Annotated in this window: 16 protein-coding genes; 3 read left to right on the forward strand and 13 right to left on the reverse strand. The window is 63.1% G+C overall.

Annotated elements, in window-relative coordinates; all coding sequences use genetic code 11:
- Positions 1 to 28: 28 nt before the first annotated feature.
- The 4 genes from KFK14_RS00435 to uvrB all read right to left on the reverse strand — a co-directional run bounded on the left by KFK14_RS00435 (position 29) and on the right by uvrB (position 3,345).
- On the reverse strand, positions 29 to 349 hold the full coding sequence (locus tag KFK14_RS00435) for a HigA family addiction module antitoxin (protein ID WP_212609483.1): 321 nt from the start codon (positions 347 to 349) through the stop codon (positions 29 to 31).
- A complete protein-coding gene (locus KFK14_RS00440; RefSeq protein ID WP_212609484.1) occupies positions 321 to 602 on the reverse strand; it encodes a type II toxin-antitoxin system RelE/ParE family toxin in 282 nt (93 codons plus the stop codon). Before KFK14_RS00440 ends, KFK14_RS00435 begins: the two co-directional genes overlap by 29 nt.
- On the reverse strand, positions 599 to 1,063 hold the full coding sequence (locus KFK14_RS00445; protein WP_212609485.1) for a hypothetical protein: 465 nt from the start codon (positions 1,061 to 1,063) through the stop codon (positions 599 to 601). Before KFK14_RS00445 ends, KFK14_RS00440 begins: the two co-directional genes overlap by 4 nt.
- A gap of 98 nt (positions 1,064 to 1,161) precedes the next feature.
- Positions 1,162 to 3,345 (reverse strand): excinuclease ABC subunit UvrB, encoded by a 2,184-nt coding sequence (gene uvrB, locus KFK14_RS00450; RefSeq protein ID WP_212609486.1) that lies wholly within the window; start codon positions 3,343 to 3,345, stop codon positions 1,162 to 1,164.
- A gap of 65 nt (positions 3,346 to 3,410) precedes the next feature.
- Between uvrB and KFK14_RS00455 the strand changes: the two genes are divergently transcribed.
- The 3 genes from KFK14_RS00455 (at position 3,411) to KFK14_RS00465 (ending at position 5,421) form a co-directional block, all read left to right on the forward strand.
- Positions 3,411 to 3,959: a DUF3617 domain-containing protein gene (locus KFK14_RS00455; RefSeq protein ID WP_212609487.1), complete on the forward strand. Its 549-nt coding sequence runs from the start codon at positions 3,411 to 3,413 to the stop codon at positions 3,957 to 3,959.
- 136 nt (positions 3,960 to 4,095) lie between these two features.
- Complete coding sequence (locus KFK14_RS00460) at positions 4,096 to 4,911, forward strand: arylamine N-acetyltransferase family protein (protein ID WP_212609488.1); 816 nt, start codon at positions 4,096 to 4,098, stop codon at positions 4,909 to 4,911.
- 15 nt (positions 4,912 to 4,926) lie between these two features.
- A complete protein-coding gene (locus tag KFK14_RS00465; RefSeq protein WP_070155633.1) occupies positions 4,927 to 5,421 on the forward strand; it encodes a DUF3617 domain-containing protein in 495 nt (164 codons plus the stop codon).
- Between the two features lie 186 nt (positions 5,422 to 5,607).
- Here KFK14_RS00465 and KFK14_RS00470 read toward each other — a convergent pair whose 3' ends face one another.
- From KFK14_RS00470 to KFK14_RS00510, 9 genes are all read right to left on the reverse strand, one after another.
- Entirely contained in the window at positions 5,608 to 6,795 is a 1,188-nt protein-coding gene (locus tag KFK14_RS00470; protein WP_212609489.1) for an MBL fold metallo-hydrolase, read from the reverse strand.
- 117 nt (positions 6,796 to 6,912) lie between these two features.
- Positions 6,913 to 8,274: a methyl-accepting chemotaxis protein gene (locus KFK14_RS00475; RefSeq protein ID WP_070155629.1), complete on the reverse strand. Its 1,362-nt coding sequence runs from the start codon at positions 8,272 to 8,274 to the stop codon at positions 6,913 to 6,915.
- 124 nt (positions 8,275 to 8,398) lie between these two features.
- Positions 8,399 to 9,148, reverse strand: coding sequence for an alpha/beta fold hydrolase (locus KFK14_RS00480; RefSeq protein ID WP_212609490.1), 750 nt, complete (start codon positions 9,146 to 9,148; stop codon positions 8,399 to 8,401).
- Between the two features lie 27 nt (positions 9,149 to 9,175).
- Positions 9,176 to 10,315, reverse strand: a complete 1,140-nt coding sequence (locus KFK14_RS00485) for a cobalamin-independent methionine synthase II family protein (protein WP_070155625.1) — start codon at positions 10,313 to 10,315, stop codon at positions 9,176 to 9,178.
- A 17-nt stretch (positions 10,316 to 10,332) separates the two neighbouring features.
- On the reverse strand, positions 10,333 to 10,887 hold the full coding sequence (locus tag KFK14_RS00490; protein WP_070155622.1) for a VOC family protein: 555 nt from the start codon (positions 10,885 to 10,887) through the stop codon (positions 10,333 to 10,335).
- A gap of 39 nt (positions 10,888 to 10,926) precedes the next feature.
- Complete coding sequence (wrbA, locus tag KFK14_RS00495; protein ID WP_212609491.1) at positions 10,927 to 11,529, reverse strand: NAD(P)H:quinone oxidoreductase; 603 nt, start codon at positions 11,527 to 11,529, stop codon at positions 10,927 to 10,929.
- Between the two features lie 9 nt (positions 11,530 to 11,538).
- On the reverse strand, positions 11,539 to 13,701 hold the full coding sequence (locus KFK14_RS00500; RefSeq protein WP_212609492.1) for a TonB-dependent receptor: 2,163 nt from the start codon (positions 13,699 to 13,701) through the stop codon (positions 11,539 to 11,541).
- Positions 13,702 to 13,780: 79 nt separating this feature from the next.
- Positions 13,781 to 14,590: an IclR family transcriptional regulator domain-containing protein gene (locus KFK14_RS00505; protein ID WP_070155616.1), complete on the reverse strand. Its 810-nt coding sequence runs from the start codon at positions 14,588 to 14,590 to the stop codon at positions 13,781 to 13,783.
- The gene (locus KFK14_RS00510) at positions 14,562 to 15,737 is read right to left on the reverse strand and encodes a CaiB/BaiF CoA transferase family protein (protein WP_070155614.1); all 1,176 of its coding nucleotides are present in this window, start codon (positions 15,735 to 15,737) and stop codon (positions 14,562 to 14,564) included. The genes KFK14_RS00505 and KFK14_RS00510 overlap by 29 nt, the downstream gene beginning before the upstream one ends.
- Positions 15,738 to 15,814: the final 77 nt, after the last annotated feature.

The following is a 15,814-nucleotide window of genomic DNA, read 5'->3' on the forward strand; positions in this document are numbered from 1 at the left end:
GGGGATGTGGGGACGGCCTTGCGGGAAATCAGGCGGCGCGCGGAACGATGCGGTCGAGTTCGCCATTGAGGGCGCGTTTGGCTTCGAGCAATTCATAGTCGGCCTGCAACCGCAGGAAAAACCCCTCCGACATGCCAAAATAGCGGCCGAGGCGAAGATCGAGTTCGGCATCCATCGGACGCGCGCCGTCAATCACCGGACTGAGCCGGTCCGGCGTAACGGCAATCAGCCGCGCCATCTGCTCCACCGAGAGGTCCAGCGGCTCCATAAATTCCGATACCAGCATCTGACCGGCATGCTCATTGTCGAGCCAGTCGGGATTAGTGGTAGTCCGTGATTTCGACGTCATGCGCTCCATCGTCCTTCCAGACGAAACATATACGCCATTGCATATTAATGGAAATAGAGTGTTGGCTGGAGCGATCATCCGTAAGGGCATGAAGGCGGTTGCTGGGCGGATTGCGAAGATCATCCAGACTGTTGGCGGCATCCAACATCCTGAGGCGGCGAAAGGCGCGCTGCTGGATGTCGGGCGGTAGCTTGCGGCTGCGGTCGCCGTTCCAGATTAGCTGGGCTTCGGGATCGGCGAAGGAGCGGATCATATCCCCGCTCGTTTAACAGCCGCTAGAACTTGGCCCGGTAGCCGATATTTGTGGCAATCATTCTCATAATCCCATTCTTGCTCAAAAAATGACTGCCCATCAACATAGCCGGGGGAGGAATTCACGCGCTTCCCGAACGCTCCTAACATCCCGCCAAGTTGGCTCCTCGAATATTTCAAGGCCGCCTGAATGTTCTTTGCTGTAGTCCAGTTTGAGCCATTCTCTCGCAGTAGCTTTAGCAATAGCCTTTGCTCAGATGATAACGCCCTACGTTTCAATATTTGAAACGCTACTTCCTCCGAAACAAAGGTCCCAACCGGTACAGCATTTCGCAGAATAGGAACACTGAGCAAGTCTCTTCCGGTCACTAACGCTTCAACGGAAGAATTTAAGCGCCTGATAAAGGCCACTACCTCATCTGGCGTACCCTCAACCTCAATTTGCCCCACTTTAGCTTTCACGCCAATCTCCTACTGTGGCCATATGCTAAAGAGATAGCTAACGCAACAGCTAATTATGGCCTAAAGCACTCCAAATGTTGTTCTGTGCCGACTCATTCCTACCGCCCGAACTTCTTCTGCACCTTCCCATACCGTAATTTCCGCGTGCCTGGCTTCCCCTCATGCGCCCGGCCTCTCGGCGCGGCGACCTGCTGGTCCTGTGGTAAGCCCAGTTCCTCGGCCTCCAGCTTGCGGATTTCGTCGCGGAGGCGGCCGGCTTCCTCGAATTCCAGGTCGGCGGCGGCGGCGCGCATCTTCTTTTCGAGATCCTCGATATAGGCGCGCAGGTTGTGGCCGACCATGTGCGGGCGGTTTTCGTCACCGGTTTCGACGAGCACGCTGTCCTTGTTGGAGACGTCCGCGATGATGTCGCCGATGTTGCGCTTGATCGTCGTCGGCGTGATGCCGTGTTCGGCGTTGTACGCCTCCTGCTTTTCACGGCGGCGGCCGGTCTCGTTGAGCGCGCGCTCCATGCTGCCGGTGACACGGTCGGCATAGAGGATGACGCGGCCGTCGACATTGCGGGCGGCGCGGCCGATCGTCTGGATCAGCGAGGTTTCCGAACGCAGGAAACCCTCCTTGTCCGCGTCGAGGATGCCGACAAGGCCGCATTCGGGGATGTCCAGCCCCTCGCGCAACAGGTTGATGCCGACCAGCACGTCATAGACGCCCAGCCGCAGGTCGCGGATCAGTTCGATACGCTCCAGCGTCTCGACGTCGCTGTGCATGTAGCGGACCTTCAAACCCGCCTCATGCATGAATTCGGTGAGGTCCTCGGCCATGCGCTTGGTGAGGGTGGTGACGAGGGTGCGGTAGCCCGCCGCGGCCGTCTTGCGCGCCTCGTTGATGAGGTCGTCGACCTGATCCTCGACCGGCTTGATCTCGACCGGCGGGTCGATGAGGCCGGTGGGGCGGATCACCTGCTCGCTGAACACGCCGCCGGTCTGGTCCATTTCCCATTTGCCGGGCGTGGCGGAGACGCTGACCGTCTGCGGCCGCATCACGTCCCATTCGTTGAAGCGCAGCGGGCGGTTATCGATGCAGCTCGGCAGGCGGAAGCCATATTCGGCGAGCGTGATCTTGCGCCGGTGGTCGCCGCGCGCCATCGCGCCGATCTGCGGCACGGTCTGGTGGCTTTCGTCGACGAAGAGCAACGCATTTTCGGGCAGATATTCGAACAGGGTCGGCGGCGGCTCGCCCGGCAGGCGGCCGGTGAGGAAGCGGGAATAATTCTCGATGCCCGCGCAGGAGCCGGTCGCCGCGATCATCTCCAGATCGAAATTGGTGCGCTGTTCCAACCGCTGCGCCTCCAGCAGCTTGCCCTCGGCCTGCAATTCCTTCAGCCGCTCCGCCAGTTCGTGGCGGATCGCCTCCATCGCCTGCTTGAGCGTCGGGCCGGGGGTGACGTGGTGGCTGTTGGGAAAGACCTTCACATAGTCGAGGGTCGCGACCTTCTTGCCGGTCAGCGGGTCGAACTCGGCAATCTCCTCAATCTCGTCGCCGAAGAAGCTGATGCGCCAGGCGGTGTCCTCATAATGGCTGGGGAACACCTCCAGATTGTCGCCCTTCACCCGGAAATTGCCGCGCGCGAAGCCGGCGTCGTTGCGCTTATACTGGAGCGCGACGAGCTTGCGGATGATCTCCCGCTGGTCCTCCACCCCGCCCTTCTTCATCGCGAAGGTCATGGCCGAATAGGTTTCGACCGAGCCGATGCCATAGAGGCAGGAGACGGAGGCGACGATGATCACATCGTCGCGTTCGAGGAGCGCGCGGGTGGCCGAATGGCGCATCCGGTCGATGCTCTCATTTACCGAGCTTTCCTTCTCGATATAGGTGTCCGACCGGGGCACATAGGCTTCGGGCTGGTAATAATCATAATAGCTGACGAAATATTCGACCGCGTTTTCGGGAAAGAAACTCTTGAACTCGCCATAGAGCTGGGCGGCGAGGATCTTGTTGGGGGCGAGGATGAGCGCGGGGCGCTGCAACGCCTCGATCACCTTCGCCATTGTGAAGGTCTTGCCAGAGCCGGTGACGCCCAGCAGCACCTGGTCCCGCTCTCCGCCGAGCGCGGTCTGCACCAGTTCCTCTATCGCGGCGGGCTGGTCGCCGGCGGGTTCGTAATCAGACACGATCCTGAACGGACGGCCGCCCTCCCCCTTTTCCGGGCGCGCCGGACGGTGGGGGACGAAATCCTCGCCCGTTTCGGGTTCGGCCAATGTGGTTCGGATTTGAATCGCCATGCCGCACTGATATGGAGGCGCGCAGACGCATTCGCAACGCCAGCGCAAAGCCGGGAGAGACATCAATGAAAGCCGCATATCTGATATCCGCCGCCGCGGCGGTCCTTGCCCTGTCGGCCTGCGGCAAATCGCCGGAAAAGGGCGGTAACATCACCGCCGAGGACGTGGCGGAGAAGATGAGCAGCGTGAAGCTGGAAGCGGGGCAGTGGGAGGCGACGCAGGAGATTGTCGACGTGCAGATGACCGGCCTGCCCGAAGGCGCGCCGGACGCGGCCAAGGCGATGATCGGCCACAAGACCAGCTTCAAGCATTGCATCACGCCCGAACAGGCGGAAAAGCCGAGCGCCGATTTCCTGGCGGCGCAGAAGGACGCCAAATGCACCTATTCCAACATGGAGATGGCGGGCGGGACGATCACGGCGGCAACCACCTGCCAGATCCCGCAGCAGCCGGGCGCGGAAATGAAGATGGCGATGCAGGGCACCTATATGCCCGACCATTATGCGATCGCCATCGACGTGGACTCCTCCGGCATGGCGAACGGCATGGGCATGAAGATGAAGATGAAAAGCAGCGGGAAGCGCATTGGCGACTGTCCGGCGGGTGGGGAATAGGCGTAGCCGGGGCTATTCTGGTTAGCCGATAAAGAGGAGTGCTCCTGCGAAAGCAGGAGCCCAGCTCAGAGCTTGGAACTAGGCTCCTGCTTTCGCAGGAGCACTAGCCCTCCCCATAGAAGGATATTCTCTGATCATGGACCTTCCCGCCTATCTCGCCCGGATCGGCATGGACGCTGCGCCCGCGCCGGATGCGGCGGGGCTGGCGGCGATGCAACGCGCGCACCGGCTGGCGATCCCGTTCGAGAATCTGGACATTCCGCTGGGCCGGGGGATCAGCATCGACCCCGCCATTGTGTTCGACAAGCTGGTGACGCGGCGGCGCGGCGGATATTGTTTCGAGCAGAACCAGTTGTTCCTGCGCGCCTTGCGGGCGTCAGGGTTCGCCGCCCGGCCGCTGCTGGCGCGGGTGTGGCTGATGGCCGACGGCATGCCGCCGCTGACCCACACATTCAACCTGGTGACGATCGGCGGGCGGGAATGGATCGCGGACGCCGGGTTCGGCGGCAGCTTCTCCCCGCCCATGCCGCTGGAGGATGGCGCGGCCAGCCAGATGGCGGACGGCACCGCGCACCGGCTGGTGCGGCAGGACGGGGGCTGGATGCTGGAGCGGGCGGGCGATCCGGGCGCGACGGACGGCCGCAGCCAGGATACGCGCGACTGGCAGCCGCAATATAGCTTCACCACCGCGCCGGTCGAGGGGATCGACCTGGAGCTGTCCAACCACTGGACCTCCACCCGGCCCGGCACGCGCTTCCTGACGATGCAGATCGTCAGCCTGATCCTGCCCGACGGATTCGCCGCCCTGACCGACAGGCAGCTATCCCTACACCGGGCGGGCGTCACGGAGAGCCGCCCGATCCAAGACGCCGCTGATTATCGCACCATTTTGGCAAGCATCTTCGGGCTTGAACTCAGCGTCGAGGAGGTAGATCGTCTGTCCCGCACATAAAAGAAGGAGAGGGCAATGCGTGGAACGACGGTTTCGTTATTGATGACGGCTGCACTTCTGGCGGCGTGCAGCGCGGAGGCGCCCCCGGAGGCGGCCGAGGATGCCCCGATCACATTGAAAGGCGGGCAGTGGGCCATGACCCGCACCTTCACCGACTATAAGAGTTCGACCACCGCGACGCCGGAGGACACCGCCAAGATCGGCACCAAGAGCGAGACATCCGTCTGCCTGCCCGTGGCGGCCGATGGCAAGGCCGATCCGACCGCGCTGGCGGGGGATGACGGCACCGACTGCAAATATAAGGAAACCTACATGAATGGCGGCCGCTTCGTCGGGTCGATGGCCTGCAAGGCCGGAGCCGGAACGTCCGAATTGCAGATCGAGGGCAATTACAAGGCCGACAGCATCGCCTTCACCGTGAACATGGCAAAGACGGTGGGCGGCAACACGGCGCTGAGCACCAGCTATACGCTGGCGGGCAAGCGCACGGGGGAATGCGCGCCGGGGTGATCAGGAGAGCGAAGGTCCGGGCCGCATAGCGCGGCTTCATCCCGCTTGCTTACATGTGCTCCTGCGAAGGCAGGAGTCCAGTTCGGACATTGGGACTGGGCTCCTGCCTGCGCAGGAGCACGCTGTGTTTCCGCACCAGAGTAGATTCATCTAGTCAGGACATGCCCGGCACGCCGGACTTTGGCTTCATTTCAATGCATTGAGTTCGGGCGATCCGTCGCGGCATTGCGCCGGGCTGGCCTCCGGCCGTCCCCTGACCGGCGCGGCATAGGGCGGCACGTCCACCGCTTGCCCCGCGCGAACCGGTGCGAAGGCGCGTCTGGGAATCCCGGCGCAGCGGCGGAACAGGTCGAGCATCCGGGGCGGCGTGTCCCACCCCTCATAGGACAGGCGGAACGTCCCCCAATGGATGGGGATCGCCGTCGTGGCCCCCAGCCCCTCAAACGCCTGCACCGCTTCGCGGGGGCCGATATGCGCGTCTATCGCCATCTCGCCGGGCTGGAAACGGAACGATCCGATGGGGAGGATGGCGAGGCGGACGGGACCGAGCCGGGCGGCCTCCGCCGGCCATTCCATGTCGCCCGCGCCCGTGTCCCCGGCGAAGAAGATATTGCCGCCGGGCAGGGTCACGACAAAGCTGGACCAGAGCGCGCGGGAGCGGTCCGTGCCCCAGCGCGTCGACCAGTGATGGCTGCGCGTCACATGCACCGAGACGCCCGGACGCACGGGCACAATGCCGCCCCAGTCGCGCGCCTGCGCCGCAATGCCGTTGGCGCGCAGCAGGCTGTCATTGCCAAGCCCGGTGACGATCAGCGGCCGGTCCCGCGCCCAGAGCCGTTTCAGCGTTGGAAGGTCGAGATGATCATAATGATTGTGGCTGATCAGGATCAGGTCGATCCGGGGCAGGGCGGCGAAATCGATGCCGGGCTTCATCACCCGTTTCGGCCCGACCGGCGGAAAGGGCGTGGCATAGTCCGACCATATGGGATCAGTCAGGATGTTCAGGCCCTGCGTCTGGACAAGCATGGTCGCGTGGCCGACCCAGACGGCGCGCATCGCGCCCGGCGCAGTGACGCGGGCAGGCGGGCGATCCGTGCCGATGGCGACGCTTTGCGGCCATTCGGGACGCGCGCCGGGGCCGAGCAGCCAGCGCATGGGCGAACCGCTGCGCAGACGGTCTCCCCCGCCGGGCGGCTGGATCGCGCCGTCCGGGTTGGCGAAGCGATCCCCGTCATAATGGCCGCTGACCGGTCCCGCATAATAGCGGACGTCGAGAAAGGGCGGCGCGATAGTGAGGACCAGGCAGAAGGCGATGATCAGGAACAGCAATGCTGTCCCCGATCCCTTGAGTGTTCCGATCAGAAGGCGCGCCATATCCACTCCGCAATGCAGCGGTGGAAATAGTGTCAAATGGCTGAGCGGCAAGCCCGCCGATGCCCGGATAGGGCGGGGCCGGAGGAGTCAGGGCCGAAGGGATCGGGGCCGGTGGGGTCAGCCCTGATTGGCGTAGGCGAGTTGCAGCACGCCCCAGTGACGGCCGCGCACATGGATGGAGGCGATCACCTGTTTCAAAAGGACGACGCCGCCGCCGGCGACCTTGCGCCGGTACGCCTTGAGCGAGAAGGGCTGCGTGATCTGACACTGTTCGCGCGTATCGGGGAAATCGAAGATCAGGCCGACGCGCGCATATTCCGCATTCCAGATGGGGTCGCCCTTGCGCTGCGGCTGCGAGCGTTCCGGCATCGCGACCGCGCCGAAGGAATTACGGTCGGTAAAGGTCATGCCGAAAAAGCCGGGGAGCGCGCGCGCCTCCTCCTGGAACGGACGGGCGGCCTCCGTAATATAGGGCTGGATCGGATGGGTGAAGATTTCCGGGTCGCTGCCCGGAACCGGCGCATAGCTGTCCTGGAACATCTGCGCTTCGCTGATCAGCCCGGCGTCCAGCGCGCTTTCCAGATGGCGGGACACCTGCTCCGCCGCAGTCAGCCCGAAGCGGATATAGGGCGAATCCGGGATATCGACGCCGCTCTCGGCCAGATATTGCAGCAGGATATTGGTGTCGTCGCTGACGCTGGTCACGCGGTCGGACAGGCGCAAAAGCCCCGTCGCATTGTCGGCTGACGTGTCCGCCAGATCGCCAAGGCCGGACCTGATCTGTCCCACCGACGCCACCATGGAGCCGATGCTGTCCGCGACGGAATCGCTGTTTTCCGTCAGCCCCTGCATCAGCGCGCCAAGGCGGCCGACCAGCGCCTCTATATCCTTGGTCCCCTGATGCGCGGACTTCGCCGTTTCGACGCCATGGCCGACACGTTTGAGCATGCCGCCCGCTTCGCCGGTCAGGACGCGGATGGATTCCTCGATCGTCTGGGTCGCGGCGGCGGTTTCCTGCGCCAGTTTCTTGACCTCGCTGGCGACCACGGCGAAGCCGCGGCCGGCGTCGCCCGCGCGGGCCGCCTCTATCGTGGCGTTGAGCGCAAGCAGGTTGGTCTGGCTGGCGATGCCGCTGATGACGCCGGTGACATGGGCGACGGTGTTCAGCGCATCGTTGAAGCTGCCGAGACTGGCGTGGATGCGGCTGACCTGTTCGATCAGGTCGACGACATTGACCGTCGCCTCCGAAAGCTGGCGGCTGGAATCCTCGATCACGGAGCGGGCGGCGGTGGCCTGCTGCCGCGCTTCATGCGCCGCGCCCGCCACGCTGTCGCCCTCATGCGCAAGCCGGATCGCCTCGCCGCCGATCGTCTCGATCGTGCCCGCCTGTTCGGCGACGCGCTCCGCCAATTCTGAAATGTCGGCCTGAAGATCGAGCGTGCGCAGGCCAAGATCGCCCGACAGCTTCGCCGCCTTCATTACCGTCTGTGCAATGCTCACGCCGGACCCCGATGAATGTTTTCCAAAACACCCTAAATTGCGGGGGTTAATGAAGGATTAGTGATGCGGTGGAATGAGGCGCCGCTGCGGCCGCGGACATGGCCTAGGCCGGTGCGGCGCTGCGCGTCTCCGGGGTCGAGGCGATCAGGCAGGCGGCAAGCTCGTGCGGCCGCGACAGGAAAGGGGAATGATCCGCCGCCAGCGTCAGGCGGCGGGTGCCGGGGCAAAGCGCCTGCATGCGGCGCTGGCTGGCCAGGGGAATGACGCGATCATCGGTGCATTCGACATAGGTGCGCGGGATCGAACCCCAGCGGCCGGGCGAAAGCGACAGCGCAGTCAGGCGGGGTCCCTCCGGTTCAGCGACCAGCCGGGACATCGCGGCGGCGGCGGCGTCCGGGGGCGAGCGCTGCGCGAACAGCTTTTCCGGGTCCTCGCCGGTGATGAGGCTGCCATGACCGCCGGCCGTGGGCGACACGAAGCCGTCATAGGCGGCGTTGGCCGGTTCGGACGCCCGGAAAGAGGCGCGGGACATGCCGTCCGGCAGCATCATCGCGCAGATATAGACCAGCGCGCCGACCGCCTCCGGCGCGGCCTCCGCCGCCTGGCTGATCACGATCCCGCCGCGGCTGTGCCCGGCAAGCACGACAGGCTGCGAGGACGCGGCGCGGCACAGGTCAGCCACGAAATCCGCCCATCCCTGCAGGGTGACGCGCGCCAGTTCCTCCTCCGATCCGCCCATGCCCGGCAGGTCGGGCGCCAGCACGTCATGCCCGGCGTCCCTCAGCAGCGCCGTAACCCGGTCAAAGCACCAGCCGCCATGCCATGCGCCATGCACCAGGATGAAAGTCGTCAAACCCAGCGCCCTCCGGCCAAGGATTGATCAGGGCCAGAAGCGGCGGGACGCTATCGCCGCGCCTTCGGCCAGGGTCGCAAGCTTCGCCCAGACGATTTCGTGGGGCACGCCGCCCGACCCGACATGGATGGAAAAGCCGCAGTCGATGCCGGCCATCACATTGTCCCGCCCGACAAGATGCGCGTAACGGCCGATCCGCTGCGCCACCAGTTCGGGATGTTCCAGATAGCTGGACTGGCATTCGATGACGCCGGGAATGAGCATCTTGCCCTCAGGGAGCTTCACATCCTCGAACATCGCAAATTCATGGGCGTGGCGCGGGTTCGCGGCCTCAAACTGGATCGCGTGCGGGCGCGCCCGCCAGACGAGGTCGATGACGTCGCGGAACGGCACGTCGCAATGATGGGGACCGGGATAATTGCCCCAGCACATATGCATGCGCAGTTGGTTTTCCGGGATATTGGCGGTCGCGCGGTTGATCGCCTCTACATTCAGCATGATGCGGTCGCGGAACTGCGACAGGCTCAGCTCGCGGAACTGGGTATGGCGGCCCATGGCGAGATCGGGGCAATCGATCTGCAGGATGATGCCCGCTGCGGCGATAGCCTCATATTCATGGCGCATCCCGTCGGCGAGGGCGAACAGATATGCCTCGTCGCTGTCATAATATTCGTTGCGGAAGAACAGCGCGGTGACGCCCGGCGACGCCGCGCTCATGAACGCCTGTTTCCCCTTATGCGGCGCAAGGGCCGTGGTGAGCGTCGCCGCATCCTTTTCAACGGCGGTCATGTCCTTGACGCTGATCGGCGCATTGCACGCCGGGGTCTTGCGATGCTTGCGGCCGGGGTCGGCGACGATCCGCGCCTTGGCCGCCGGAAACTCCTCCAGATCCTGGAACACATAGGAGTTGCCGGTGCCGCCGAAGCCGTTCAGCCGGTCCTTGATATAGGTGGCGTAGCTGGGCTTGGATTGTTCGCCATCATTGATGACGTCGATCCCGGCCTCCGCCTGCTTGGTCACGACGAAATGCACGGCCTGCTCGATCCGCGCCGCCAGAGCGGCGGCATCGACGGACTGGCCGTCCTCCTGCGCGAACATCCGCTCCACCAGGTCGTCCTCGCGCGGCAGGGAGCCGACATGCGTGGTCAGAAAACGATCATAGCTCATGGACAGTCAGGCGCCCCTTAGTGCGCGGCGGCGAGATGGTCGGGCCGGACGTCATTATTGGGCCGGTGGTCGCCCGCCAGCCAACGCTTCAGCTCATCATGCGCGTCGCTGGCGCGCAGGGCGTTGATTTTGTCCGCATGTCCCGCATCGAGCGTAAATTCCAGGATCATCTCGTCGGGATCGACGACGTAAACCGAACGGCAATAGCCATGCTCCAGCACATAGGTCCGCGGCGGCGCGAAGCCGGCGGCGGCGATCCGCTGCTCCAGCTCCGCCTGCGCCTCCGCATCGACATTGAGGGCGATGTGCCGGAACGGGCTGGAGGGCAGGTCCGGCCCGAACTCCGCCTGATCCTTGGGATCGGCGAACTGGAAGAATGCAAGCGCGCTGCCGTCCCGCAAGCCGAAGAAGCAATGGCAATAGGTGCGGACGGAGCCGAACAGCGCCTCCTGCTCACACCATGTCGCGACCAGCGGGAAACCCAATATGTCCTCGTAGAAATGCCGTGTCGCCTCCAGGTCTTTCACGACATAGGCGGTGTGATGCAATCGGTTGGCCAAAGGTGAGGTCATCGTTCGAATCCTTCGGGTGTCGTCGATCCGCGGGCCGGATCAGCCAAACATCTTCCTGGCGATTTCCGCGACATGCTGTCCCTGGAAACGCGCTCCTGCAAGCTCATTCGCGCTGGGCATCCTGCTGCCGTCAGCGCCCGCAAGCGTCGTCGCGCCATAGGGCGTGCCGCCGCTGATCTCACCCATCTCCGTATTGCCCTCAAAGCTGTAGGGCAGCCCGACGATGACCATGCCATGATGCAGCAAGGTGGTGTGGAAGGAGGTGATCGTCGTTTCCTGCCCGCCATGCTGGCTTGCCGTGGCGGCGAACACGCTGCCTATCTTTCCCACGAGCGCGCGCGTGAACCAGAGGCCGCCGGTCTGATCGAGGAAATTGCGCATCTGCGCCGCCATATTGCCAAAGCGCGTGGGCGTGCCGAAGATGATCGCGTCATAGGAAGGCAATTCATCGACGGTCGCGACGGGGGCCGACTGATCGGTCTTCATCCCCGATGCGGCCGCGACGTCGCCGGGCACAAGTTCGGGCACCCGCTTCACCACGCATTCGCATCCCGCGACGCCGCCCGCCCCCTCGGCAATCGCCTCCGCCATTGTTTCGACATGACCGTAGCTGGAATAATAGAGAACCAATATTCTCGCCATTGCCGCTCCTTAGAATGTGTAGGTCGCTTCCAGCCCATAGACCCGCGGCCGCGCCTTGAAGACGAAGCCGCCCGGCGAAAATTCCGCATTATATTTCTTGTCGAACAGGTTGGTGGCGTAGCCCGTGATGCTCCAGGCATCCGTCTTTATGCCGGCGCGCACATCGACCAGATCGACCGGCTTGCGGACGGTGGTGTTATAGGGTTCCCACCAGGTCTTGCCGGTGCGGCGATAGTCGATGCGGAACAGCCCCTCCAGATCGCCGCCCAGATCGGGCGTGAACTGCGCGCCCAGATTATAGGTGTAGCGCGAGATCAGCGGCGCTTCATTGCCGATCACGGTGGGATCGGGGAATTGCTTTATGTCGCTCCACGTATAGCCGACGGCTGCATTGAGCTCGACGGCGGGCATCGGGCGCGCATTCAGCTCCAGCTCAAAGCCCTTGAGCCGCGTCTTGGGAATATTGCCCAGATTCTGCGTCGAGTTGGCCGCCAGAAACACGAAGAAATAGCTGTTCTTCGATACCGTGGAATAGACCGCGCCGTTGAACGTGATCTTGCGGTCGGCAAAGCGCGTCTTGAAGCCGACCTCGAACGTATCGGCCGTCTCCTCCCTGAACACGTCGCCGACGCCGACAATGCCGTTGGCCGCCGCCACCGCGCCAACGCCGGTCTGGTTGAACCCGCCGGACCGGAAGCCCCGGCTATAGCCGCCATAGAGCGTCACATCATCGGCGGGTTTGTAGGTGAGCGTCACCTTCGGCTGCCAGTCGCTGAACGTCTCGCGGCGGACGTCGCCGGTTGCGCCCTGCGGCGCGCCTGGGACGTTGGGCAGGAAAGCCGTCGGCGTCAGCGTGGTGTTGCGCCGCTTGTCATGATCGTACCGCAGCGAAGCGTCGATGCGCAGCGGCTCCAGGATGTCGTACCCCATATTGGCGAACAGCGCCCAGGCGAAATTGTCCTGCTTGTCCGACAGGAAGGTCGCCTGCGGATTCAGCGGATTGGTGCTCGGCGTGCGGTAGACGGGAAAGACGCCATTGCCCGTGTCCACCATATTACCGGTCGAGATGAACCGGTTGGTGTCGATGAGATAGCCGCCGAACATCCAGAACAGCTTGCTGCTGGACGGCGACTGGAAGCGCAGCTCCTGGCTGAACGCCTTGACGTTAAGATACTGGCTCTGGTTGAGGTCGAAGCCCAGAAGCTGGAAGAACAGCGATTCCTGGATCGGCAGGAAGTTGAATGCGTCGCCGGTCAGAACCTCCTTCACCGTGTCATAGGATGTGATCGACGTGACGGAGAAATTGTCGGTATCGTAGCTGATCTTGGCGGCGATATTCATCAGGTCACGATCATTCTGCCCCGCATTATTGACCCGAATGGGCAGGCTGGTGTCGTTCACGTCCGAAACGATGTTGAAATAGAGCGCCTGCGCCTCAAGCCGCGCATAGGAAGCGCGCAGATCGACGGCCAGGCCGCCGCCCGCATCGATCAGCAGATTGCCGCGAATGGCGGCGTCCTTGTAGGGATCGGCCTTCTCGCGGAGAAAGCTGTTCCTGAGATAGCCGTTGGTGTCGACATAGGAGCCGGAGATGCGGAATTTCACATTTTCCGACAACGGCCCGCTGATCCCGGCCCGCGCCTGCCAGCCAAAGCCATTGTCCACGCCAAGCTTCACCTTGCCCTCAAACTGGTCGCTCGGCTGCTTGGTGTTGATGATGATGGCGCCGCCGATCGCGTTGCGGCCGTAAAGCCCGCCCTGCGGCCCCTTCAACACCTCGATCTGGTCGATGTCGAACAGTTCCTGGTTGAAGGCGGCGGGGTTGACCTGCTGCACGCCGTCAATGACGACCGCGACCGAGGGTTCGCTGTTGCGCGCCTGGGTGATGCCCCGGATGATCACGAATGCGTTTCCGGCATTCTGGGTCTCCACAAGGTTCACATTGGCCGTCAGATTGACGAAGTCGGCCGCCCGGTCGATCCCGGCATTCTCAATGGCCTGCGACGTAAACGCCGTCACGGCCGCGGGCGTATCCTGAAGGTTCGCGTCCCGCCGCAACGCCGTCACGACGATATCGTCCACACCTTCCTTCGCGTTCTCTTGCGCCCAGGCAGGCGTCAGCGCGCTACACGCCAGAAGAAACGCCAAGCCCTTACGTGCCACAGCAAGCATGCCCCTCTCCCAATCATTATCTGATTGAGAGGGTCTATATTACTTTCGAAATGCGAAGTCAAATTCGATAATCGAAAAACTAGAGATAATCTCCCACCGCGTGGAGCAGCGCGGGCCATCGCCGCAGGGCCTGCTGAATCTCGTTCGCGGCGGCCCGCAAACCATTGAGCCGCGTGGCGATCATCTCCTGCTGATTGGTCCGGCCCGTCGTGGTCGAACAGTTGATGGCGGCGATCGAGACATGGCTGGCGTCGAAGATCGGAACGGCGAGCGAGACGATGCCCATGTCCAGTTCCTCGCAGGTCGAATCATAGCCCTGCGACCGCACCTGCATCAGCCGTTCGCGCAGCGCCTCCGGCCGGGTGATCGTGTTCGGCGTGAACGCCTTCAGGTCGGCCCTGGCGAGAAAATCCTCAATATCGGCGTCGGGCCGGAACGCCAGGATCGCCTTGCCCATCGACGTGGCGTGGAGGGGAAAACGGGTGCCGACGGATGCGCCCAGGCGAATCTGCCTGCGCGTGGACACATGGGCGAGATAGAGGATGTCGTTCCCCGCAATCACCGCCATGGACGCGCTGTCGCCCATATCATCGCGCAGTTTCTGAAGCGAAGGCGACACCACCTGCTCAATATTCATCGACGACATGAAGGCGGAACCGAAGGCCAGCACCTCCGGCTTCAACAGGAAATTGCGGCCATATTGGCCGACATATCCAAGCGATACCAATGTATTGAGGCAACGCCGGGCGACCGCGGGGCTGAGATCGGCCTTGGCGGCGACCTCGCTCAGCCGCATTTCCGGATTATGTTCGTCGAAGGCTCTTAGGACCCTTAGTCCGCGCTCCAGCGTGGAAAGATATTCAGGGTCTTTGTCGGCCTTGTTCGTCATGGAGGTCCCGGCTGTTCTTTCGCAGCGGTGCTACGATTTCATCATTGTCTGCGCCGAGCAATGGCGGCGCGACAATATCCGTCGTCCGTTCACCGTCAAAGCTGACCGGGAAGCGTATAGTCCGAAATGGACCTTGGGGTCCATTTGCGTCTTCCACCACCAGGCCCAGCGCCTCCGCCTGGGGAGAATGGGCCGCCTCCTCCGACGTGCGCATGGACGAATGGGGCACTTCGCGCCGCGTCAGCTCCTCACACCATTGGTCGCGCGTCTTTTGCTTGAACAGCGGCGCGAGCAGGGCGACCACATTTTCATAATTGGCGATGCGTTCATCCCTGCCCTTGAATTCAGGGAGGGAAAGCATGTCCGGCCTGCCCACCGCATCCGTCAGATTTTCCCAGAATTTCACGGGCGACGACATGTGAAGGGCCAGCCATTTTCCGTCGCTGCATTCGAACACATAGGATTGCGAAACATGCGGCCGGCTCCAAGGCCCCATGATCTGACCGGCGGAGAAAAGATGCGTGAAATCGTCCAGGTTGAAATGGCACATCGATTCGAACATCGACGTTTCAACCAGCCGGCCGCGCCCCGTTTCATGCCGTTCGCTGAGCGCCGCGACGATGCCCAATGCCGTGTAGAAGCCGGTCATGGCGTCCGCGATCGCCGGTCCCACCACGCGCGGATTGGCCGGATTGACGAGCAGCCGCAGGAAACCACTGGCCGCCTGTGCCACGGTGTCGAACGCCGGACGGTCGCGGTCGGGGCCTTCGGGGCCGAAGCCGGAGATCGACGCATAGACCAGCCGGGGGTTGAGCGCCCGGAGCCTATCCGCGTCAACGCCCAGCTTTGCCGCCACGCCGGGGCGGAAATTCTGTATAAAGACGTCGGCATCCGCCACCAGCGCGTCAAGGACGGCAAGGTCGGCGGCATTGCGCGTGTCGAGCGTGATGCTGCGCTTGTTGCGATTATAGGTCTGATAATGCGGGCTGTAGAGACCGCCCTTATAAGCGCGAAAGGGATCGCCGGTGACCGGCTGCTCAACCTTTATGACGTCCGCCCCCAGATCCGCCAGCAGCATGCCGGCGGCCGGTCCGGTAATGAAAGTACCCATTTCAAGCACCTTCATATTGGCCAGAGGTCGCGCCACTTTCTTTCTCCCGGAGTAACTTGACTCGCTTTCTAGAAAATTCGCATAATGAAATCAACTTCGATTATCGAAAAAGG

It is taken from the genome of Sphingobium phenoxybenzoativorans, from assembly GCF_018286635.1.
Lineage (GTDB): Bacteria > Pseudomonadota > Alphaproteobacteria > Sphingomonadales > Sphingomonadaceae > Sphingobium > Sphingobium phenoxybenzoativorans.

What these genes read in the sequence shown, in the direction of transcription:
- KFK14_RS00485 (WP_070155625.1), bottom strand. Translation starts at nt 10,315, where the DNA reads ATGAGCTATGATCGTTTTCTGACCACGCATGTCGGCTCCCTGCCGCGC.
- KFK14_RS00500 (WP_212609492.1), bottom strand. Translation starts at nt 13,701, where the DNA reads ATGCTTGCTGTGGCACGTAAGGGCTTGGCGTTTCTTCTGGCGTGTAGC.
- KFK14_RS00440 (WP_212609484.1), bottom strand. Translation starts at nt 602, where the DNA reads ATGATCCGCTCCTTCGCCGATCCCGAAGCCCAGCTAATCTGGAACGGC.
- KFK14_RS00465 (WP_070155633.1), top strand. Translation starts at nt 4,927, where the DNA reads ATGCGTGGAACGACGGTTTCGTTATTGATGACGGCTGCACTTCTGGCG.
- KFK14_RS00460 (WP_212609488.1), top strand. Translation starts at nt 4,096, where the DNA reads ATGGACCTTCCCGCCTATCTCGCCCGGATCGGCATGGACGCTGCGCCC.
- KFK14_RS00435 (WP_212609483.1), bottom strand. Translation starts at nt 349, where the DNA reads ATGACGTCGAAATCACGGACTACCACTAATCCCGACTGGCTCGACAAT.
- KFK14_RS00475 (WP_070155629.1), bottom strand. Translation starts at nt 8,274, where the DNA reads ATGAAGGCGGCGAAGCTGTCGGGCGATCTTGGCCTGCGCACGCTCGAT.
- KFK14_RS00505 (WP_070155616.1), bottom strand. Translation starts at nt 14,590, where the DNA reads ATGACGAACAAGGCCGACAAAGACCCTGAATATCTTTCCACGCTGGAG.
- uvrB (WP_212609486.1), bottom strand. Translation starts at nt 3,345, where the DNA reads ATGGCGATTCAAATCCGAACCACATTGGCCGAACCCGAAACGGGCGAG.
- KFK14_RS00490 (WP_070155622.1), bottom strand. Translation starts at nt 10,887, where the DNA reads ATGACCTCACCTTTGGCCAACCGATTGCATCACACCGCCTATGTCGTG.
- KFK14_RS00455 (WP_212609487.1), top strand. Translation starts at nt 3,411, where the DNA reads ATGAAAGCCGCATATCTGATATCCGCCGCCGCGGCGGTCCTTGCCCTG.
- KFK14_RS00470 (WP_212609489.1), bottom strand. Translation starts at nt 6,795, where the DNA reads ATGGCGCGCCTTCTGATCGGAACACTCAAGGGATCGGGGACAGCATTG.
- wrbA (WP_212609491.1), bottom strand. Translation starts at nt 11,529, where the DNA reads ATGGCGAGAATATTGGTTCTCTATTATTCCAGCTACGGTCATGTCGAA.